General features: G+C 61.0%; 11 protein-coding genes. 6 read left to right on the top strand and 5 right to left on the bottom strand.

What is annotated here, in order from left to right; genetic code table 11:
* Positions 1-66: 66 nt before the first annotated feature.
* Positions 67-2,361, top strand: a complete 2,295-nt coding sequence (locus C3F38_RS03815) for a TonB-dependent siderophore receptor (protein ID WP_055317486.1) — start codon at positions 67-69, stop codon at positions 2,359-2,361.
* A gap of 219 nt (positions 2,362-2,580) precedes the next feature.
* Here C3F38_RS03815 and C3F38_RS03810 read toward each other — a convergent pair whose 3' ends face one another.
* From C3F38_RS03810 to C3F38_RS03800, 3 genes are all read right to left on the bottom strand, one after another.
* The gene (locus tag C3F38_RS03810) at positions 2,581-3,813 is read right to left on the bottom strand and encodes a YncE family protein (protein WP_038879328.1); all 1,233 of its coding nucleotides are present in this window, start codon (positions 3,811-3,813) and stop codon (positions 2,581-2,583) included.
* 47 nt (positions 3,814-3,860) lie between these two features.
* Positions 3,861-6,770 (bottom strand): condensation domain-containing protein, encoded by a 2,910-nt coding sequence (locus C3F38_RS03805; protein ID WP_055317487.1) that lies wholly within the window; start codon positions 6,768-6,770, stop codon positions 3,861-3,863.
* A gap of 78 nt (positions 6,771-6,848) precedes the next feature.
* A complete protein-coding gene (locus C3F38_RS03800; RefSeq protein WP_038879335.1) occupies positions 6,849-8,942 on the bottom strand; it encodes a TonB-dependent receptor in 2,094 nt (697 codons plus the stop codon).
* 535 nt (positions 8,943-9,477) lie between these two features.
* Here C3F38_RS03800 and C3F38_RS03795 point away from each other — a divergent pair.
* The gene (locus C3F38_RS03795; RefSeq protein WP_055317488.1) at positions 9,478-11,088 is read left to right on the top strand and encodes a condensation domain-containing protein; all 1,611 of its coding nucleotides are present in this window, start codon (positions 9,478-9,480) and stop codon (positions 11,086-11,088) included.
* Between the two features lie 64 nt (positions 11,089-11,152).
* Positions 11,153-14,248 carry an amino acid adenylation domain-containing protein gene (locus C3F38_RS03790; protein WP_055317489.1) on the top strand — a complete coding sequence of 1,032 codons (3,096 nt, stop codon included), beginning with the start codon at positions 11,153-11,155 and terminating at the stop codon, positions 14,246-14,248.
* A 42-nt stretch (positions 14,249-14,290) separates the two neighbouring features.
* Here C3F38_RS03790 and C3F38_RS03785 read toward each other — a convergent pair whose 3' ends face one another.
* Complete coding sequence (locus C3F38_RS03785) at positions 14,291-15,634, bottom strand: condensation domain-containing protein (RefSeq protein WP_055317490.1); 1,344 nt, start codon at positions 15,632-15,634, stop codon at positions 14,291-14,293.
* 276 nt (positions 15,635-15,910) lie between these two features.
* Positions 15,911-17,227 carry a glutamate/aspartate:proton symporter GltP gene (gene gltP / locus C3F38_RS03780; protein WP_015376334.1) on the bottom strand — a complete coding sequence of 439 codons (1,317 nt, stop codon included), beginning with the start codon at positions 17,225-17,227 and terminating at the stop codon, positions 15,911-15,913.
* A 900-nt stretch (positions 17,228-18,127) separates the two neighbouring features.
* Here gltP and acs point away from each other — a divergent pair.
* From acs to actP, 3 genes are all read left to right on the top strand, one after another.
* On the top strand, positions 18,128-20,086 hold the full coding sequence (gene acs, locus C3F38_RS03775; protein WP_055317491.1) for an acetate--CoA ligase: 1,959 nt from the start codon (positions 18,128-18,130) through the stop codon (positions 20,084-20,086).
* A gap of 91 nt (positions 20,087-20,177) precedes the next feature.
* Positions 20,178-20,489 carry a DUF485 domain-containing protein gene (locus C3F38_RS03770; RefSeq protein ID WP_004930047.1) on the top strand — a complete coding sequence of 104 codons (312 nt, stop codon included), beginning with the start codon at positions 20,178-20,180 and terminating at the stop codon, positions 20,487-20,489.
* Positions 20,486-22,147, top strand: a complete 1,662-nt coding sequence (gene actP, locus C3F38_RS03765; protein ID WP_038879352.1) for a cation/acetate symporter ActP — start codon at positions 20,486-20,488, stop codon at positions 22,145-22,147. Before C3F38_RS03770 ends, actP begins: the two co-directional genes overlap by 4 nt.
* Positions 22,148-22,151 lie beyond the last annotated feature (4 nt).

Genomic DNA, 22,151 nt, shown 5'->3' with positions numbered 1-22,151 from the left:
TACACAAAAACTACAACCGCCCTTCCCCCCGTTCGGCGAGGGATGGCAGCAAGGTAGGACACTCAGATGAAAAGCAAGCTATCACGTTATTCTTTAGCCACTCTTATCGGCTTGGGATTGGGCGCGACCGCGTTCGCCAACGCCGCACAGCAGACCGACACCCCCACCACGGAAGAAAACAGCGGCACCACGGATAAAAAGCCGCGCGGCGAAGACACCATCGTCGTGACCGCCGCCCGGCAAAACCTGCAGGCGCCGGGGGTATCCACCATCACCGCCGAAGAGATCAAAAAACGCCCGCCGGCGCGCGACATCAGCGAACTGATCCGCACCATGCCCGGGGTTAACCTGACCGGTAACTCCACCAGCGGCCAGCGCGGCAACAATCGCCAGATCGATATCCGCGGCATGGGCCCGGAAAACACCCTGATTCTGATCGACGGCAAGCCGGCCTCCAGCCGCAACTCGGTACGCCAGGGTTGGCGCGGCGAGCGCGACTCGCGCGGCGATACCGCCTGGGTGCCGCCGGAAATGATCGAACGCATCGAAGTGCTGCGCGGCCCTGCCGCAGCGCGCTATGGCAACGGCGCCGCGGGCGGCGTGGTCAACATCATCACCAAGAAGGCCGGCGATGCGCTGCACGGCTCGCTGAACGGCTACTTCAACGTGCCGCAGCACAAGCAGGAGGGCGCCACCAAGCGCACCGACTTCAGCCTGTCCGGCCCGCTGAGCGATTCCCTGAGCTTCCGCCTGTTCGGCGGTTACAGCAAAACGCAGGCCGACGCCTGGGACATTAACGAATCGCATAAATCCGAACGCGTAGGCACCTACGCCAACAGCGTTCCTGCAGGGCGCGAAGGGGTGGTCGATAAAAACATCGACGCCCTGCTGCACTGGGACTTCGCCCATCTGCAGTCGCTGGAATTCGAGTACGCCTACGGCCGCCAGGGCAACCTGTACGCCGGCGATACCCAAAACACCAACACCAATGCCCTGGTGCAGAATAACTACGGCAAAGAGACCAACCGCATCTACCGTGAAACCTTCGGCCTGACCCATCGCGGCGCCTGGGACAACGGCGTGAGCACCAACAACTACGTGCAGTTCGAGCGCACCCGTAACACCCGTATAAACGAAGGGCTGGCCGGCGGCACCGAAGGTATCTTCGATGTCAACAATACTGGGTTCGGCACTACCAAGCTGGACGACTTCCTGGCGCACAGCGAAGTCAGCGTGCCGTTTGAGCTGGGCGTTTCACAGACCGCCACCCTGGGCACCGAGTGGAGCCAGCAACGGATGAAGGACGGCTCTTCTATCGCACAAGCGCTTGAAGGGGCTAAAACCGGGGGAGCCATTGAAGGCGTATCCAGCAAAAATCGCAACCCTTATGCCTCCGCGCATATCTTCTCGCTGTTCGCCGAAGACAACATTGAGCTGACCGACACCACCATGCTGACGCCGGGCCTGCGTTACGATCTGCATTCAGAATCCGGTAACAACTGGAGCCCGGCGCTGAACCTGTCGCAGGAGCTGGGCGACTACTTCACGCTGAAAATGGGTATCGCGCGTTCTTACAAGGCACCCAACCTATTCCAGACTAACGGCAACTACGTGTTATACAGCGCGGGTCAAGGCTGTACGGCCGGAGATATCAAGAAAGGCTGCTACCTGCTGGGCAACGACGATCTGAAGGCGGAGACCAGCGTCAACAAAGAGATCGGGCTGGAGTTCCATAACGAAGGCTGGCTGGCCGGCGTGACCTACTTCCGCAACGATTATCACAACAAGATTGAAGCGGGCACTTCTCGCATCGCCACCAGCAGCACCGGCACGCCAGTCTACCAGTGGGAGAACGTACCGAAAGCGGTGGTGCAGGGGCTGGAAGGCTCGCTGAACGTGCCGGTCAGCGAGACCGTCACCTGGAGCAACAACGCCACCTACATGATCGAGAACAAGAACAAGACCACCGGCGACTACCTGTCGGTGATCCCGAAGTTCACCGTCAACTCGACCCTCAGCTGGCAGGCCACGCAGGATCTGTCGATGCAGTCCACCCTGACCTGGTACGGCCGTCAGAAGCCGAAGAAGTACAACTACCAGGGTAAACCGGCCACCGGCAGCGAAACCCATGAAGTCAGCCCTTACGCCGTCGTCGGCGCCAGCGCGACCTATGACCTGACCAAAAACGTCAGCGTCACCGCCGGCATCGACAACCTGTTCGACAAACGCCAGTTCCGCGCCGGCAACGCGCAGAACGTCGGCAATCCGAACACCGGTGATGTCAATATCGCCGGCGCGGGTGCGGCCACCTACAACGAACCGGGCCGTACCTACTACATGAGCATCAACACCCACTTCTGATGACATGACCCAACGACAAAGGGGTGCTCAGCACCCCTTGAGGTAAATGACAAAGCGGATGACGTTGCCGGGCTTTCATTAGGCGACAGATAGAAAACAAGGAAAATCAATTCATTGATTTTCGGCTGATAACCACAAAGGAGGAAAAACCACGCTTTTTCCTCCTTTGTCAGCCACTAGAAAGGGCGCCGAGGCGCCCTTTTTTATATTTATATTCAGTTAGTTGGTATGCAGCTGAATGCGCACCACGCTTTCCGGCTTGCCGGCCTTGGTGGAGGCACCGTCGTTTTTCACCGTCACGAACAGCGCGTCGCCTTTCGGATCCAACGCCAGGCTGTTAGGGTGCGGCGGCAGGTCTACGGTTTGCAGGCGCTTGAGCGTCTTGGCGTCGAACACCGTCAGCGTCCCGGCGCCGTGATCCACGCGCACGCCTTTGCGGTTGGCGACATACAGCCGCTGGCTGCGCTCATCGAGCAGCAGGCCGATCGGCACCTCATCCGTCAGCTCGCTGGCCAGCACCTTGCCGCTGTCCGCATCCAGCGCAAACACCCGGTGACCGCTGCTGCGCTTCACGTAGTCGTGCCCCAGATGATGGTTGCGGTAGTCGTCGCGATCGATGCCCTGATCGACGCCCAGCAGGCGATTGCTCGCCGGGTCATACACCAGATTCAGCAGTTGATCGGCCTGCACCTCGTGCGTAGCGGTGATGGCCAGCGTGTCGGCGTTCAGGGTGATCACCTGCCCCTGCATGTTGGAGACGAACACCCGGCGGCCCTTCTCATCCAGCGTGATGCCCACCGCGTTGTAGCCAAAGCCCGGGATCACTTTCTCCAGCTTGCCGGCCTTGGTATCGACCACGTACAGCACGCTGTCGACGCCGAAGCCCAGCCCCGGCAGGAACAGGCGGCCGCTTTGCGCGTCATATTTAATCTCGCGGAGGCGGTACAGATAGTCCTCGGTGATTTTAAACTTCTTCAGCTCCGCCAACAGGAAATCCAGACGCTTGCCGCTGATGCCCGCCTGCTTGTAAGCCTGCTCCAGCACCGCTTTGTCCAGCAGCTTGATGCTGCCCAGCGCGTGGTTGGTGGTGGTGTCCACCACCCCGACTTCGCCGTTGAAAGCCTGCGTCAGGTACAGGCGATTGCCCGCGTCGTTCAGCGCCACGCCGAAGCCTTTCACCTGCAGCGGGATCTCTGCCTTGATCGCCAGGGTGTTGGGATCCAGCCGCAGCACGCGGGAGCGCGCCTCTTCCTTCCAGTCCGGCGCGCTGACGAACAGCGCCTGTTGCGAGGTGCTGTAGGCCATCTCCACCACCGTCGATGACAGCGCCTCGCGCTTGATGTCCTGCGGTTTGATGCCGACATCGTCCGCCTGCGCGGCGCCGGCGACCACCAGAGAGGCCGCCACCAGCAGCGACAGTAACGCGCGCGGGGTTGCTAGGGTTCCAGACATCCTTTTATCTCCTTGAAAATCATGCTTTCGGTTAGAGTGAAACAACGTCATGCCTGCGGCCCGGGCGGCAGCGCCGCCAGAGCGATATCGCCAGCGATGTGCTGCGCAAACTGGGTAAAGACGTGCTGAACGCCGTCGGCGATCAGATTGGCCTGCTCCCGGCTGTAGTGGTCCTGGCGATAGGTCATCATCACCCGCAGGGATTTCTTCCCGGCCAGATCGTCTTCCATCACCTCAAACTGCAGGCCGAGCAGCGATTCGGCTTTCTCCGGCTCCACCTGACGGTAGGCGATCGCGCTGCCGTCCTGCAGCCGGAACTCGCCGTTCAGCTTGATGCGGCTGTGGATCTGGATAAACACTTCAAACATGTGGTTCTTGCGGTCGGCGTCCACGCCGAACAGCCCTTCCTCCACCAGATCGATCGGAATATCGGTGTACGGCAGCGAGCCGTTGATGGTGTTTTTCACCTGGCTGACCAACCCGGCCACCGTCAGCCCCTCGTCGAAGCGCACGCGGTGCACCACTACGGTGGTGAAGTAGCCGACGGTATCGAAGAACTCGGCGTCGTTACGGCCGGAGGTCGAGGTGCCCACCAGCAGATCCGCCGGGCCGCCGAGCAGGCGCAGCGCCGAGATAATCCCGGCATACACCACGTTGAACAGCGAAGCGTTGTTGCGGCGGGCGAGCTGATACAGGCCTTCCGCCACGGCAGGATCGACCTCGAACTCCAGCCAGCCGCCGTTGACGTCCGCCGGTGCCGGCACCGCCGGGTGAGTGGACGCTTCTTGCCGGAAGATCGGCTGGCCGACCGGCGCGCCGCGCAGCGCGTCGAGCCAGTAGTCCAGATGTTGCTGCTGCACCCCGGAGGCCCGCTGCTGCCGGGCGAAAGTGTGGAACTGCGGCGGTTGCCCGCTCCACTGCGGCGCCTGGCCGACGACGCGATGGCGATAGGCGACGCCCAGCTCATCCATCATCAGGTTGAGCGACCATTCATCCAGCACCACATGGTGGAACAGCAGCGACAGCAGCTGTTGGCCGTTGTCCGCATCGCGCAGCAGCGTGACGCGCAGCGGCAGCTCGGCGGCCAGATCGAACCGGTGCTGGCCGGCATCGGCCAACAGGGCGGCGGCGTTGCCCGCCGGCGTTTCCTGAGAGAAGCGGAACCATTGGTAATCCGACAGTTCGGCGGCCGGCACCACCACCTGCACCACCTCGCCCTGCTGCTCGACGAAGCGTGAACGCAGCACGGTATGGCGAGTCATGACGTCGATAAACGCCTGACGCAGCGCCGTTTCATCCACCGCATCGAAGAAGCGCAGAGAGAACGGCAGGTTGAAAATCTCGTCATGGCCAAAGGCTTCATACACCTTCCACAGCGATTCCTGCGCCAGCGACAGCGGCGCCTGCGCGCGATCATGGTCGTCGGCGGTGGCCACCGCGGCATTCGGCTGCGCGACGTTCAGGCGTTTGGCGTAGCCCGCCAACCCGCGCGCCGTCGGATGGCTGAACAGATCGTTAATGTTGATTTCGATCTGATGCAGGCTCAGCAAGCGACCGATCACCCGGGTAGCGACCAGCGAATGGCCGCCGCGATCGAAGAAGTCTTCATCCAGGGTCATTTCCGGCGCCACCAGCGCCTCACGGAACTCCTGCAAAATCAGCGGTGCAACGCTTTCGTCCGCGTCGCCGTTCGCCGCCGGCGCGGCCATCGCCGGGGAAGCGGCCTCAGCCGCCGGCAAGGCGACGGCAATCCGCTGCCCGGCCAGGAACGCGCTGAACTGCTCCAGCAGGAAAGGCGCCACATGGGGAGACAGGCGCGGGTCGGTGACCAGCTCGAGCGTCAGCGTTTCTGCCTCCGGCAAGCCCAGCAGCAGCGCCAGTTCAAACAGCGTATGCAGCGGCGGCAGCAACAGGCGTTCGGTGTGAACGCCTTCCAGCCGCCACTCTGCGGCCAGATCGTCGCGCCAGGCCACCAGCAGCTGCGCCCGTTGCGGGTCCGGCTGTTCAGCCACGGCCTGCACCAGCAGCCGCTGCCCGGCGTCGCCCTCGCCATGCTGCACGGTCAGGCGCATCAGCGCCGCCGCCGTCAGGCCCAGCTCCAGGCCGACGCACTCCGCCGTCTCCGCCACCGGCACACACAGCTGCACCGCTTGGCCACCGGCCTGCGCGGCGACGAACTCGGCAAACCGTGCCGCCACCGCCGCCAGCAAGGCCCGCGGCGTGTCGTTGGCGGGCAACAGCGAGCGAGCAATGCGCGTGACCACGCGCGAGCCCACCGGCGGCAACGCTTCAGCGCGCTGCGCCGGGCTGCGGTAATCCTGCAGCGAGACCGCCTGGCGCACCCACGGCAGCTGCGGCTCCGAGGTTTCCGCCAGCTCGACCGGCGCCACCGCGAAAGACAGAGGCATCACATCCCCGTTGTAACGGGCGGACAGCATCGCCGGCAGGTGGCGCCACGGCAGCGTTTCCGCCAGGATGTCATGCAAGACCACGCCCAAAATCACGTCATCGCCCGGCGTGAGCAACAGCAGGCAGCGCAGCGGCGCTTCGCTTTCCAGTTCAAACGGCGTTGCCTGCGCCTGCAGCAGGCAACCCATGGCGTGTTGTTCGTCCTCCACCTGACGAAGGCTCACCGGCAACGGCGCCGAGCCGGCGGGGCGTTTCACCAGACCGTTTTCGTCATCAAAAACGTAGCGCACGTCCACGCCCGGCGTTTCCCGCACCAGCGCCTGCAGCGCCGCCGTCAGTTGGGCAACATTCACCTTTCCCGTCAGGCGCCAGGCCAGCGCCCGCTGCCCGCGTGCGTCACCCTGCTGCAGATGGGCAAACCATGCCCGCTCTTCGGCTTCGCTCACCGGCCGTTCGCCGTTCGCTGACGTCGCGCCCAGCGCCAGAAACGCGCTCTCCAGCCGCTGGGCCTCTTCATCGCTCAGAATGCTGTCAAAATCACCGATCACTGCGTTATCTCCTTTGCCCGGCCGTGCCGGGATAGCGCATAAAACGGGGGACATTCGTCCCCCGTCATCGCGATAGCGTTAGAAATTCAGCTCAACCGCTGCGCCGACCATGCGCGGGCGCTGCTGCGTCGCGGTGTAGATGTCGTTGCCACCAACCATAATGCGGCGCTCGGAGTCGAACAGGTTTTGCGCAAACAGCGTGGCGCGCCCATAGGCGAAGGTGTAGGCCAGTTGGGCGTTAGCCGACCAGTAGGAACCTATACGCCCGCGCGAATCGTTGTCATACGCCGAGTAATAGGAGTCCGAGAACGCCACGTTAGTGCTCACTTCCCACCCTTTCAGGAACTGATATTTGGCGCCCATGTTGGCGGTGTAAGCCGGCGCGCGTCCCAATTCATGCCCTTCCACGCCGCTGCCCGAGAACTTTTTGATCTTGGTTTTCAGCAGACCAACGTTACCGAACAGCTCGAAGTCCCAACGCGGCTGCCAGGTGGCGCCGATTTCCGCACCGTAGGTTTCCACCTTGTCTGCGTTACGGATCACGCTGGAGTTTTCACCCAAGTAATAAGGCAGCTGCATGTCTTTGTAATCGTTGTAGAACACGTTGCTGGTCAGCACCACGTTGGCGTCTTTCAGGTGATGACGGGTGTACAGCTCATAGTTCCAGACATACTCGGAACCGTAGGTGTAACTGACGATCGGACTGCTGAGAGTAATGCCCGCGCCGCCGGCGTTATAACCGCGGGCGATCTTGGCGCCGTAGGTTTGAGTGTCCGTCGGTTTCCAGGCCACGTCCAACTTCGGCAGGAACACGGTGTAGGTTTCGTCGAAGTCGATGCGCACCGCCTGGCTGCCACCGTTGCGTTTGCGATGTTCGCGTTCCAAACGGCTGGCGGCGGTCACGTCCACCTGCGGCGTCAGCGCATAGGTCAACTCAGCGAAGGCCGAGTTAGTGTCGGTTTTATCTTTAAACGTCGCGCCGCCGAAGATATTGACGAACTCATCCTGCTTGGCGTGAAAATAACGCAGCCCCGCCAGCCCGTGCAGGCGACTGTCCGCGCCGCCGAAGCGCACCACCGGCTCCACGTGCACCTCTTTGCCGCCGATGTCGGCGTACGGCAACTTATAAGCCGTGGCACGGTTAATGTTGAAATCGGTATAGATAACGCGGTTTTCCAACGCCAGGCCATCGGAGGCCTCCCAGGCCAGATCCCAGATACCGCTGTTCACATTGCTTTTGAACACCGGCCGGCGGATGTCGTGACGCGCACTCGCAGGATGCGGTTGCGGGTTGAGGCTTTCGTTCTGCGGCGCGGAGCTGCCGAAGTGGTTAAAGGTCAGTTTGGTGGTCAGATCGCGCAAACCGGCCGGATTGAACAGCAGCTTGGCGCGAGCGGTGGTGGCCTCCACTTCACGCGGATCGCCCACCGGCTCATAGGCCGGCAGGTCAGCATCGCTGCGGCGGCGCTGGCGATCGACGCTGACGCGAAACGCCAGCTGATCTTCCACCAGCGGGCCGGACGCCATGGCCGCCAACTGTGAAGAGTGCTGATTGCCGGCCCCGCCCTTGAAGGCGCTTTCCCATTCGAAGGTCGGATCTTTACTGGCCATGACGATGGCGCCGGCGATGGCGTTGCGCCCCTGAATATAACTTTGTGGGCCGCGGAACACTTCAACGCGATCCAGATCCCACAGCGATTGCGGTCCGTAGGCTTGTTCGTTATAGGTCAGCGAACGGCCGTCCAACGACAGATTGAGGCGCGGACGGGTGCCGCTGAGGAAAGCGCCAGCACCGGTGGTCGGGCCGGAGCCGTCAACGCCACGCACGGTTGGCAGATCGTTGCCGATGCCGACATCCACCACGTTGGGGGTCATGCGCAGCAAATCGGGAACCTGTGTCGCATTAGGCATCGAGGCGATGCGGTTGCTGTCGAACACTTCGACGCTAGAGCCGGTGTCAAAAATGGAACGTTTGATCTTCTCACCGGTGACCAGCAGCGTTTCCGCGTCCTGGTAGGTTTCGTTGCTCTTCGTTTCCGCCGCATTGACGTTACCGATCGCCAGTGAACAAACCCCTAAAAATACGGAGGAAAACGCCCCAATGGCTTTCAACCCCGCTTTTTCCCCGTTTCCTACGCTTTCATGCCGTTGAGCCGCAAAATGCTTGCCCATAGATGTCTTCTCCTTTCATCCCAGAGGTGCACAAAATTTGATTTTTTTTTACACAACCTACATCGACACTCACACAGACCATGACGCTCCGGCCTTCCCGACCTTTGTGTTGCTTATCCCTGCGGCAAACCCATGCCTTCCGCGGCCCGACGGGTGCGGCCCCGTCCACGGCCAAGCCGCCGGCGGAGCGGCCGGCAGCTTGTATAAAAACGTAAAATAATGTTAAGAATGATAATATTTTGCATTTTCTAATGCAAATCATTATCAACAAAGGTGTAAGGCAGGCCGCGATAGCCGCCAGAAAACCTTATACTTTCGCAGGTAAAACAGGCGCTGTAATAACAAGCAATCATTACAATACTAAGAATAATATAGGTAAATTATTCACACCCAACGATACCCCCGTCAGCTCTCGCTAAAACCCCTTATAGATAGCACCCTCGCGCCAAATGGATCAAATAATAATAATTTTCATTCCTATTAACATTTGGATATATTCTTGCAGTCTCGTTGGCTGAATCAAAATGGATACCCGATGAAAGCTTTGACCACGATGCAGGCCGCCTATTGGGTAGGCCGACAGTCCGCTCCTCCCCTCGGCGGCATGGCCGCCCACCTGTATGCGGAATTCGACGGCGGCGAGCTGGATCTCGCCCGACTGCGCCAGGCCGTCGATGCGCTGTACCTGCGTCATCCGCTGTTGCGCCTGCGCATTACCGATGATGGCCGCCAGACAATCGCGCCTCCCGGCCCCCGGCATGCCTTGCATCTCGACGACTGGCGGCACGCCGATACAGCGACGCTGGCAGCCGCGCTCGCCGCCAAACGCCAGGCAAAAAGTACCCAGCTGCTGCCGCTGGAACAGGGCGTGCCCTGCGATATCAGCCTGAGCCTGTTGCCGGAAGGGCGCAGGCGCCTGCATGTCGATCTCGATATGATCGCCGGCGATGCCATGAGCTTTCGCCTGTTGATGGAAGATCTGACGGCGTTTTATCACCAGTGCCCACCGGTGCCCTTCCATGACGCGCCGCCGGCCTACTTCGATCACCTCGCACAACGTGACGCCGACGAGGCGCTGCGTCAGCGGCGCGAACGCGGTCAACGTTGGTGGCGTGAGCGCCTGGCGCAGGTGCCACCGGCGCCGCGCCTGCTGCGCACGCCGGACCGCTGCCGCAGCGATCGCCTGGCCATACAGCTGAATGCAGAGGAAAGCCGCGCGCTGGAGAACGTCGCCAAACGGCACCACACCTCGCTCTCGACGCTGTTTCTCGCACTGTTCGCCCTGGCCGTCGGCCAGGGTTGGAACATGACGCGCTTTCGGCTCAACGTGCCGCTGTTCCACCGCGAGAGCGAACGGGAGGACGCGCATCGCCTCATCGGCGATTTCTCTAACCTGGTGCTGCTCGGCGTGGAGCTGAACCCGACGGAAAACCTGAGCGCCTTCTGCCGGCGCCTGATGACGCAGCTGGCGGAGCTGATCGAGCATGCGGATTACCCCGGCGTGAGCGTGATGCGCGATCTGTCGCGCCTGCACGGCAGCCTGCAGCCTTCGCCGGTGGTGTTTACCGCCGGTTTCGGCATCCGCGGCAAGACGCTGTTTTCCGAACGGGTCACCGACACCTTCGGCCGTCTCGGCTGGGTCATCTCTCAGGGGCCGCAGGTGGCGCTGGATGCGCAGGTCGCCCACGTCGACGACGGCATTCTGATCAACTGGGACGTGCGGCTCGACGCGTTCCCCGAGCAGGTGCTGCCACGCCTGCTGGCTTGTTACCGGGCGCTGCTGCACCTGGCCGCACGGCAAACGGGGGCGTTCGATCGCCCGCTGTCGCAGCTGCTGGCGCAATGCACGCCCGACGCGCTGGCGCAGCAGGCGCCGGTGCGCCAGGTGCTGCACCGGCTGCTGGCGCGGGTGGCCCCCGAGGCCGGCTTGCGTGACCACGACGACATCCGCCGGTTAGCCTTGCCGGATGCCGGGGTGAACGCGCTGCTGACGGTGCTCAACAAGTATCTGGCGGCGGGGCTGACGGCGCAGGATCTGGCGGCGCATTCCTCCCCTGCGGCGCTGGCGGCATTGATCTGCCAACGCTCGCCCGAGGTAGGAAGGCATGCGAAAACGCTGCTCGCCGCGCTGGCGCCGCAGCACTGAGATCGGTTTCCGGGCGCGCGGCGCCCGGCTCGTTTTAATCGGTTAGCGACTATAGGGAAGTACCATGGAGACAGCTTTAACCGCACTGCAGCAGGCCTATCTTCTGGGCCGCAGCGATCGATGGCCGCTCGGCGGCGTGGCGATGCACGACTTTCGCGAATACCGCGCCCGGCAGCTGGACGTACCGCGCCTTGAAGCGCGCCTGACCGAGCTGGTACAGCATTACCCGGCGTTGCGCACCTGCATCGATGTGCAGCGCGGCACGCAGCACGTACGCCCGGAGGTGACGCTGCATCTGGATCGCCACGATCTGCGCGCCCTTGATGGCGAAGCGGCGCAGCGCCAGGTCGAACAGCTGCGCGAGCGTTACTCCCACCAGCGCCACGATCCGAGCCAACCGCTGTGGCGCATCGCCGTGATCCAACTTGCCGAACAGCAGGATCCGACGGGATCGCCGTACGATACGCTGATCCTCACCAGCTTCGATGCGTTGATCCTCGACGGCCAGGGGATCTCCACCGTGATCGCGCGCCTGTTTGACGATCGCCCTCTGGCGCCGACTGCCGCTGCGCTGCCGCCCCCTGCTGCACCTGCGGCGCAGCGTCAGGCCGATGCCGCCTACTGGCGCGACAAACTGCAGGATGTCACCACGCCGTCGGCACTGCCGTGGCGCGCCCCGCTCGCCAATCTCACCTCGTCGCGCTATCGCCGCGCCACCCTGACGCTGTCGCGCGATACGATAAAACAGCTCGGCCGCCTGGGATCGCCACATGCGCTGCTGCGCAACAGCCTGCTGTCGGCGCTGATCCTCGATACGCTGGCCCACTGGACCACCGACGGCGAGCTGTGCGTCGGCGTGCCGGTGGCATTCCCCGCCGCCGACGGTGCCCTGGGCAACGCCTCCAGCTTCGTGGCGGTACGCTATTCGCGCCACGGCGAAGGTTTTATCCAGCGCGCACAAGCCCTGCAGGACGACGTGCTCGGCGCGCTCGATCACCTGACGTTTTCCGGCGTCGATCTGGCGCGGCAGTTGCTCGGCCAAAGCCAAGGCGGCCCGGCGCTACCGGTGATCCTGACCAACTGCCTGGGCTGGGAGACGCTGCCGGCCGAGGCGCCGGTGCGCTTCCACGACGGCCTGACCCAAACGCCGCAGGTCGCCATCGACATTCGCCTGACGCTGGACAGCGAAAAAAACCTGCAGCTGTGCGTGGACTACGCCGAGCAGGCGCTGCACGGTGAACAGGTAGAAGCCATGCTGGCGGCATTGCAGCGACGCATCCTGCACAGCTGCCAACGGGCCGATCTGGCGATCGCGCCGCGGGACTTCATCGATCTGGCGCATTACCGCCACAACGACAGCGAAGCGAATTACGCACCTTATCCTTATCTGGCACAGCTGGCCGAGCGGCTGTTCGGCGCGCAAGGCGGCGGCAACGCGCTGATCTGCGGCGAACAGACGCTGACCTACCGCGAGCTGGGCCAGCGGATCGCCACGGCGATCGCCAATCTGCAGAATCGCGGCGTGCAGCCGGGCAACGTGGTCGCGCTGTATCTGCCGCGCAGCCCGGAACAGATCATCCTTAGCCTCGCCTGCGCCCTGCAGGGCGTGATCTGGGTACCTGTCGATATCAACTCGCCGCCGGAACGCACTGCCTACCTGCTGGAAAACTGCCGACCGACGCTGGTGGTGCACGGCGGCGATCTGGAGACGCCCATTGGCGTGACGCCGGCGACCCTGCTGGCGCCGACGGATCGCACGCCTGCACTGCCGGATGAACAAACGCTGGTTGAACGCAGCGCCAACCAGGCCGCGAGCTACTACCTGTATACCTCCGGCACCACCGGTAAGCCCAAATGCGTGGTGCTCAACAACCGCGCCACCGCCAACGTCGTCCACCAGACCCAGCAGCGCTGGGCGGTCACCGCCGACGACGTCTTCATTTCCGTCACGCCGCCGCACCATGACATGTCGATGTTCGATCTGTTCGGTTCGCTGTGCGCCGGCGCCACGCTGGTGCTACCGGCGCCGCATCAGGAAAAGGACGCCATCAGCTGGAACCAACTGGTGGAAAAGCATCGGGTCACCCTGTGGTGTTCGGTGCCCGCGATTCTGGAAATGCTGCTCACCTGCAAAACGGCCGATAGCCTGCGTTCGCTACGCCTGGTGGCGCAAGGCGGCGACTACATCAAACCGGCGACGGTACAAACCCTGCGCACCTTGCGCCCGGATCTCGCGCTGTTCTCGCTCGGCGGACCGACCGAAACCACCATCTGGAGCATCTGGCACCCGATCGCCCCGCAGGAGAACGGCACCGTGCCTTACGGCCGCCCGCTGCCGGCCAACCGCTACTTCATCTGCCATGACGACGGCAGCCACTGCCCGGCCGGCGTGGTCGGCCGCATCCATACCGCCGGGGTCAACCTGGCGTTGGGCTACCTGGAGCAGGGGGAGCTGAAGCAGCACGATTTCGTTACCCTCGAAGGGCCGGATGGGCAACCGCTGCGCGCTTTTCGCACCGGCGATCAAGGCTACTACCGGGCGGACGGCAACATCATGTTCGCCACCCGGGTGAACGGCTATGTGAAGATCCGCGGCGTGCGCGTCTCGTTGCCGGAAATCGAAGACGTGCTGCGCCGCCATCCGGCGATCCAGGACATGGTGGTGGTGGATTACCCCAGCGGAGAGAACAACGAGGCGGCGCTCGGTGCCCTGTATCTGACCCGCGACGGTAACCCCCTGCCGCTGTCCGAGATCCGCGCCTTCGCCACCGGCTATCTGCCCTGTACCCATATTCCGACACGCTTTATCCATGCCGAGGCGCTGCCGCTGTCCGCCAACGGCAAAACCGACCGCCATCGCATCCGTGCCGACCTGAGCCACCAGCAAACCGCGCCGGCGCTGAACGCCTGTGCAGCCCCATCGCCGAACGCGCCTTTGGCGCGCAGCGCAGAGATCCTGACCATTTACTGGCAGGCGATCGGCGTGGCACCGCGCCCGGAATGGGGAGAAGAGACGGCGTTTATCGCCATGGGGCTGAAGCTGCCGCATATCAAACAGGTGGCGGAACGCCTCAATGACGCTTTCGGCACCCGTCTGGTAAGCAGTTCCCTCCTGCCGTGCAAGAACGCGCGCGAAGTGGCGGCGTTGCTGGCCAGCTGAAATCACACCACTTGGGCGGGGACATTCCCCGCCCGCATTTTATCAGGCGGGCAATGCCGTCAGGGCCGCCAGCGGCTGCTCCCAGGCTTCCCGCTGCAGCGCGCGCAACAGGAATTCCTGCAGCGCCTCGCCATAGTCCAGCGCATCCTCCGCCGGGAACTGCTCCAGATAGATATCGATATCCACCTGCAGATCGCGGGCGTCGGTGCGACCGCGATAAGTCAGGTTAAAACCGTCGCCCGAGCCGCCGGCCAATACGCGGCGGGTGCCGCTACAGCCGACAAAACGAGGCGCATCGAAGGGTTGCACGTTGATGAAGGGGGAAATAAAGAAGCGCGAGTCAGGATCCACACCGCGGTCGGCGGCCAGTTGGCGCAGGCGGTAGCCGGCGTGGCTGCGCAGCTCGCGCAGCTGCTGCGTTAGAGCGGTGAGAAAGCCCCCCAGCGTCTCCGCTGGCGGCGGTGACACCAGCAGCGGCAGCGTGTTGACCGCCAACGAAGGCACGTTGGTGGCGGCCTGCCCGCGGCGATTCATCGCCGGCATCCACATCGGCAACGCCTCGCCCTGCCGGGTGTCGCGGGGCATCACCTGAAACAGCCAGGCCGCCGACAGCGCCACCAGCAAGTCAGGCCAATTGATGCCGCTGCGCTCCGCCAGCTGCGCCAGTCGTTGCGATACCGCCGCCGGTAGCCGGTGGTGGGTGCTCAGACGCCGCACGCCATAGGCCTCACCGCCCTTGCGCACCGTCGGCAACGCCTGCGACGGCGGCAGATAGCTCTGCCAAAAGCGCCGATCGCGCTCGCATCGATCAGAACCCGCGTAGGCCAGCTCAGCCTGTTGAAAGGCGTCGAAGGCGCCCAGAGGCATACCCGCGCTGCCTTCACCCAGATAGTGTGCATACAACGCGGCGCAGCGGTGTTCAATTAGCGCCATACCGAAACCATCAACCAGAATATGGTGCGCACGTACGTACCAGAGGTAGCGCTCCGGCCCCAGCTTGATCAGCCAGGCGGCGGCTAACGGCTCGCAGTGCAGCGCCCGGCGCTGCGCGATATCTTCGCGCATCAGGTTTTGCGCCGCCTGCCAGGGATCGCCGTGCGTTTGCAGATCGATGCGTTGCAATGGCGGTATACGCCGTGGATCGTGCCGTAACGGCGGAGGAGCGTCGCCATGCCGTTCGCCAAAGCGCAGGGCAAACGCCTGCGTCTCGGCGAGGGTGGTGGCGATCGCCCGGCAGAGCGCCTCTTCCTCTACCGCGCCGCACAGTTCGGTGCAGTGTGCGACGGTGGACAGGGCCTGCCCGGGGTGTAAGGTGTGTTCTTCCCAGAAATCAAGCTGCGCTGGCGCCAGCGGCAACCATTCAGAGGCCAAAGCGGTGTCCGACATGTTACCTACCTTTGATAAGCCCGAATAAAGACGCCGAACGGGCGTAACCCCGCCGTTCAACGGCTTTTGTGTGTCTCCATACATCATTAAATGAAAATGATAATAACATCTATTATCATTTCTATTAATTTGGTAACACTTTAGATTCTGTTAAGCGGGGATGCAAGTCGCGCAGTGGGGACGGAGAAAAGAAAGTGGCTGAGAGAAGACGGCTAAAAAACAAAACGCCCCGGCACAGCTGCCCGGGGCGTTTTTAACGTCGGCGATGCTCGGTGATTAGGCCTGGTTGGCCGGCTTCACCTTCTGCGCCAGAAACTCCGTTTCGTAGGCCAGCGCCTTCTTGCGATCGAACTGGTGTTCCCACTTGGCGATCACCAACACCGCCAGCGCGTTACCCACGACGTTCAGCGCGGTGCGCGCCATATCCAGGATACGGTCCACGCCGGCGATGAACGCCAGGCCTTCCAACGGAATGCCGACGCTGCCCAGCGTGGCCAGCAGCACCACGAACGAGACGCCCGGCACGCCGGCGATCCCTTTCGAGGTGACCATCAGCGTCAGCACCAGCACGATCTCCTGCCCCAACGACAGCTCGATGCCGTACAGCTGGGCGATAAAGATAGCGGCGATGCTCTGGTACAGCGTCGAGCCATCCAGGTTAAAGGAGTAGCCGGTCGGCACCACGAAGCTGGTGATCGACTTGGGCGCGCCGTAAGCCTCCATCTTTTCGATGATGCGCGGCAGCACCGTTTCCGAGCTGGCGGTGGAATAAGCCAGGATCAGTTCGTCTTTCAGGATACGGATCAACGTCCAGATGCGCAGGTTGCACAGCCGGGCGACCGCTCCCAGCACCACCAGGGCGAAGAACGCGATGGCAAAGTAGACCAGCACCACCAGCTTAGCCAGCGGCAGCAGCGAGGCGAAACCGAAGTTGGCTACCGTGACCGCAATCAGGCCAAACACCCCGATCGGCGCATAGCGCATGATCATGTGGGTGACTTTGAACATGCTCTCGGACACCGCCTTGAACACCTTCAGCAGCGGCTCTTTGGTCTCTTTCGGCAACGACGACAGCCCCAGACCGAACAGCACCGAGAAGAAGATAATCGGCAGCATGTCGCCCTTGGCCATCGACGAGAAGACGTTCGACGGGATCAGCGACAGAATGGTCGCCACCAGACTGTGCGAACCGCTTTGCACCTGTTCGGTGGTTTTCTCATACTGCGAAATGTCCACCGTGGTCAGCGTCGACATATCGATGCCGTGGCCAGGTTGGAATACGTTGGCCAGCGTCAACCCCACCACGATGGCAACGGTGGTGATCACTTCGAAGTAAATAATGGTTTTCAATCCGATGCGGCCCAGCTTTTTCGCATCGCCCACGCCGGCAATACCGACGATCAGCGTGGAAATAACGATCGGTACCACAATCATCTTGATCAGGCGAATAAAGATATCACCCGCCGGGCTGAGAATATTGCTGACCAGCCACTCACGAGATTCTGTCTGGTTGTGCAATACCGCGCCAACAATAATACCCAGTACCAACGCGATCAGGATTTGCCAAGCCAGGCTAATTTTTACACTTTTCATACCCAAAAAGTCCTCAAAGACTCTTTTCGCCGTACAAAGTCGCAACACGGAGAAAAGAATACTTAATCATTTATTACAGGCTTATGTTAATTCAGTGGAAGCGTTCACCTGCCCTGGGTGCGACGCAGTATAAATCTGTATCATCCGGGCGGCATGCTCTGCAAGCCTTGATTTGTCAGGGTTGAGCGCTGAATCGAATCACAAAAAATTCGCGTTACTATTTCAAACGGCATAATTACTTGTTATTAAAAACATAATTTTTCATATAATGAAGCACATAACCGCGCCGACGACGTTTTTTTGAACGCCATTAAAATGCGTTATTTTTCGTCTATTCTGCATATTTAATCCGCATCAAATGTTTATATTTTGTTACGCAAAAGTAAAATGAATGAGAATTGACCGAGTGACATTTTCGGCCATAAATGCAGCACCGCTTTATATTTAGCTTAAAAATCGAACGATGGCGCAGAGTGAATACCCCTGGGTATCACCCGAACTTTCATCAGGAATTAAAGGTTAATAAAACGTTATTTCACGGCGTGCCGTCCATCGTTATATCGCGTTAATACCAACTTCGAATATTAATAACGAAAAATAATCCAAAAAGATTTATAGCGCGAAATAACGCAGGCCTTTCCGGCGCGATTAATCACGAGGCAAACAGTCTCGTCTTCTTTTATTCTTTTTTGTTCTTTAGATAAGTGTTTTTGGCTAAAAACGCGGGTTTACGATGATTTAAACGCCAAAGAGATAGATACGTCCTGCAAATGCGACAGAACTATTACAAATCAATATCTTTGTTGCGTGATCTGCCGCGCAAAAAAGAAACAAAGAATCGTAGCAAACTATACTTAACCTTCAGTTGACATATCATTAACAACTTCAAGGAGAAAAGCTATGAGCCAACTGCATAAACACGCTATTCCTTCTGCAATTGCAGAGCGCGCCCTGATTAATCCGGCACAATACCAACAGTATTATCAACAGTCGGTTCAAGACCCAGAGGCTTTCTGGGGTGAGCATGGCAAAATCCTGGACTGGATCAAACCCTATACCAAAGTTAAAAACACGTCGTTCGATCCCGGCCACGTCAGCATTCGTTGGTTTGAAGACGGTACGCTGAACCTGTCTGCCAACTGTCTGGACCGCCATCTGACTGAGCGCGGCGACCAGACCGCCATTATCTGGGAAGGCGATGACCCGACCCAATCCAAAAAGGTGACTTACAAACAGCTGCACCACGATGTCTGCCAGTTCGCTAACGTGCTGAAAAAGCTCGGCGTGAAAAAAGGCGACGTGGTGGCCATCTATATGCCAATGGTGCCGGAAGCGGCGGTCGCAATGCTGGCTTGCGCGCGTATCGGCGCCGTACATTCGGTGATCTTCGGCGGCTTCTCGCCGGAAGCGGTCGCCGGACGCATTATCGACTCCAACGCCAGGCTGGTGATCACCGCCGATGAAGGCCTGCGCGCCGGCCGCGCCGTGCCGCTGAAAAAGAACGTCGATGATGCGCTGAAAAACCCCGGCGTGGTCAGCGTGGCTAACGTGGTGGTGTTCCAACGCACCGGGAAACCGGGTTACTGGCAGGAAGGGCGCGATCTGTGGTGGCATGAGCTGACCCAGGGCGTCTCCGCCGACTGCTCGCCGGAAGAAGTGAACGCCGAGGACCCGCTGTTTATCCTGTATACCTCCGGCTCGACCGGCAAACCGAAAGGCGTGCTGCACACCACCGGCGGCTACCTGGTGTACGCTGCGATGACCTTTAAGTATGTGTTCGACTACCACGACGGCGACATTTATTGGTGCACCGCCGACGTGGGCTGGGTCACCGGCCACAGCTATCTGTTGTACGGCCCGCTGGCCTGCGGCGCCACCACGCTGATGTTCGAAGGCGTGCCTAACTATCCGGGCGTCAATCGCCTGTCGCAGGTGATCGACAAGCACCAGGTCAACATTCTGTATACCGCGCCGACCGCCATTCGCGCCCTGATGGCCGAAGGCGACAAGGCGATCGAGGGCACCCGACGCGATTCGCTGCGCATCATGGGCTCGGTCGGCGAGCCGATCAACCCGGAAGCCTGGGAGTGGTATTACAACAAGATAGGCAACGCAAAGTGCCCGATCGTCGATACCTGGTGGCAAACCGAAACCGGCGGCTTCATGATTACCCCGCTGCCGGGCGCCACCGAGCTGAAGGCCGGTTCCGCCACGCGGCCTTTCTTCGGCGTACAGCCGGCGCTGGTCGATAACGTCGGCACACCGCAGGAAGGCGCATGCGAAGGCAACCTGGTGATCGTCGACTCCTGGCCGGGCCAGGCACGTACCCTGTTTGGCGATCATGACCGCTTCGAGCAAACCTACTTCTCGACCTTCAAAGGCATGTACTTCAGCGGTGACGGCGCCCGCCGCGACGAGGACGGTTACTACTGGATCACCGGCCGCGTCGACGACGTGCTGAACGTCTCCGGCCACCGTCTTGGCACCGCCGAGATCGAGTCCGCGCTGGTATCGCACCCGAAAATCGCCGAAGCGGCGGTGGTCGGCATTCCTCACAACATCAAAGGCCAGGCGATCTACGCCTACATCACGCTGAATCACGGCGAAGAACCGACGCCGGAGCTCTATACCGAAGTGCGCAACTGGGTGCGTAAAGAGATAGGGCCGATCGCCACGCCGGACGTGCTGCACTGGACAGATTCGCTGCCCAAAACGCGCTCCGGCAAGATCATGCGGCGTATCCTGCGCAAAATTGCCGCCGGCGACACCAGCAACCTGGGGGATACCTCCACGCTGGCGGATCCGGCCGTAGTCGACAAGCTGTTGGAAGAAAAACAATCAATGAAAGTGCCGTCATAATTTACGCCGCTTCAGGCCACTCATTCGGATAACACGCCGTTGAGCGGCCCTGGCGCGGCGTACTCTATCAATACCTACTGGAGACACTCTGATGAATGACACCATTTATCAAGGGATTGAAGAAAACCCGCGCTTTAAAGAGCTGGTGAGAAAACGCGGCCGGTTCGCCTGGCTGCTTTCGCTGATTACGCTGGCGCTGTACGTCGGCTTTATTCTGTTGATCGCCTTCGATCCGCAATGGCTCGGTACGCCGATCGCCGCCGGATCGACCATCACCCGCGGGATCCCGGTCGGCGTCGGGCTGATCGTGATCTCTTTCGTCTTGACCGGGATCTACGTATTTCGCGCCAACGGCGAGTTCGATCGCCTCACCGCAGAAATTTTGCGTGAGGTGAAACAATGAAGCGTCTATGCTCCGCCCTTTCCGCCGCCGCGTTGCTGTTGCTGCCCGATCTGGCCTATGCCGACGCCATCGGCGGCGAAGTGCATCGTCAGCCGCTGAACATCCAAGCGATCGTGATGTTTATCCTGTTTGTCGGTGCCACGCTCTACATCACCTATTGGGCCTCCAAACGCACCCGTTCCCGTCAGGACTACTATACCGCAGGCGGGCGCATCACTGGCCTGCAAAACGGCCTGGCGATAGCCGGTGACTTCATGTCCGCCGCCTCGTTCCTCGGTATCTCCGCACTGGTCTACACCTCGGGCTATGACGGACTGATCTACTCCATCGGCTTCCTCATCGGCTGGCCGATCATTCTGTTCCTGATCGCGGAGCGCTTGCGCAACCTCGGCCGCTATACCTTTGCCGATGTCGCCTCTTACCGTCTGCAGCAGAAACCGATCCGTACCCTGTCGGCCTGCGGCTCGTTGGTGGTGGTGGCGCTGTATCTGATCGCGCAGATGGTCGGTGCCGGCAAGCTGATCCAGCTGCTGTTCGGGCTCAACTACCACGTAGCGGTGATCCTGGTCGGCATCCTGATGGTGCTGTACGTGCTGTTCGGCGGCATGCTGGCCACCACCTGGGTGCAAATCATCAAGGCGGTGCTGCTGCTGGCCGGCGCCAGCTTTATGGCGCTGATGGTGATGAAATCGGTCAACTTCGACTTCAATACCCTGTTCGCCGAAGCGGTGAAGGTGCATCCGAAAGGCATCGCCATCATGAGCCCTGGCGGCTTGGTCTCCGATCCGATTTCCGCGCTGTCGCTCGGCCTGGCGCTGATGTTCGGCACCGCCGGTTTGCCGCACATCCTGATGCGCTTCTTTACCGTGAGTGACGCCAAAGAAGCGCGCAAGAGCGTGTTCTACGCCACCGGTTTTATCGGTTACTTCTATATCCTGACCTTTATTATCGGCTTCGGCGCCATCTTGCTGGTCAGCGCCAATCCAGCGTTCAAAGACGCCACCGGCGCGCTGCTGGGCGGCACCAACATGGCGGCGGTGCACCTGGCCAATGCCGTTGGCGGCAACTTCTTCCTCGGCTTTATCTCGGCGGTGGCCTTCGCCACCATTCTGGCGGTCGTTGCAGGCCTGACGCTGGCCGGCGCATCGGCCGTTTCCCACGATCTGTACGCCAGCGTGATGAAAAACGGCAAGGCGACCGAACGCGATGAGCTGAAGGTCTCCAAAATCACCGTCGTGGTGCTCGGCCTGGTCGCTATCGCGCTGGGGATTTTGTTCGAGAAGCAGAACATCGCCTTTATGGTCGGGTTGGCGTTCTCTATCGCCGCTAGCTGTAACTTCCCTATCATCATCCTGTCGATGTACTGGTCGCGTTTGACCACTCGCGGTGCAATGATTGGCGGCTGGCTGGGCCTACTGACGGCGGTGATTCTGATGATCCTCGGCCCGACGATCTGGGTGCAGATCCTCGGCCATGAAAAGCCGATTTACCCGTATGAATATCCGGCGCTGTTCTCGATGTTCGTGGCCTTTGTCGGCACCTGGCTGTTCTCGATCACCGATAGCTCGCTGGCCGGGCAGCAGGAGCGGGAACGCTTCCGAGCTCAGTTTGTCCGTTCGCAAACCGGGCTGGGCATCTCTCAGGGCAGCTCGCATTAACCGA

Source organism: Serratia sp. SSNIH1 (genome assembly GCF_002935055.1).
GTDB lineage: Bacteria > Pseudomonadota > Gammaproteobacteria > Enterobacterales > Enterobacteriaceae > Serratia > Serratia nevei.
The sequence above is the reverse complement of the archived record's forward strand: the minus strand, read 5'-3'. Positions and strand labels throughout refer to the sequence as shown.

What these genes read in the sequence shown, in the direction of transcription:
- C3F38_RS03810 (WP_038879328.1), bottom strand. Translation starts at nt 3,813, where the DNA reads ATGTCTGGAACCCTAGCAACCCCGCGCGCGTTACTGTCGCTGCTGGTG.
- gltP (WP_015376334.1), bottom strand. Translation starts at nt 17,227, where the DNA reads ATGAAAAGTGTAAAAATTAGCCTGGCTTGGCAAATCCTGATCGCGTTG.
- acs (WP_055317491.1), top strand. Translation starts at nt 18,128, where the DNA reads ATGAGCCAACTGCATAAACACGCTATTCCTTCTGCAATTGCAGAGCGC.
- C3F38_RS03770 (WP_004930047.1), top strand. Translation starts at nt 20,178, where the DNA reads ATGAATGACACCATTTATCAAGGGATTGAAGAAAACCCGCGCTTTAAA.
- actP (WP_038879352.1), top strand. Translation starts at nt 20,486, where the DNA reads ATGAAGCGTCTATGCTCCGCCCTTTCCGCCGCCGCGTTGCTGTTGCTG.
- C3F38_RS03785 (WP_055317490.1), bottom strand. Translation starts at nt 15,634, where the DNA reads ATGTCGGACACCGCTTTGGCCTCTGAATGGTTGCCGCTGGCGCCAGCG.
- C3F38_RS03790 (WP_055317489.1), top strand. Translation starts at nt 11,153, where the DNA reads ATGGAGACAGCTTTAACCGCACTGCAGCAGGCCTATCTTCTGGGCCGC.
- C3F38_RS03795 (WP_055317488.1), top strand. Translation starts at nt 9,478, where the DNA reads ATGAAAGCTTTGACCACGATGCAGGCCGCCTATTGGGTAGGCCGACAG.
- C3F38_RS03815 (WP_055317486.1), top strand. Translation starts at nt 67, where the DNA reads ATGAAAAGCAAGCTATCACGTTATTCTTTAGCCACTCTTATCGGCTTG.
- C3F38_RS03800 (WP_038879335.1), bottom strand. Translation starts at nt 8,942, where the DNA reads ATGGGCAAGCATTTTGCGGCTCAACGGCATGAAAGCGTAGGAAACGGG.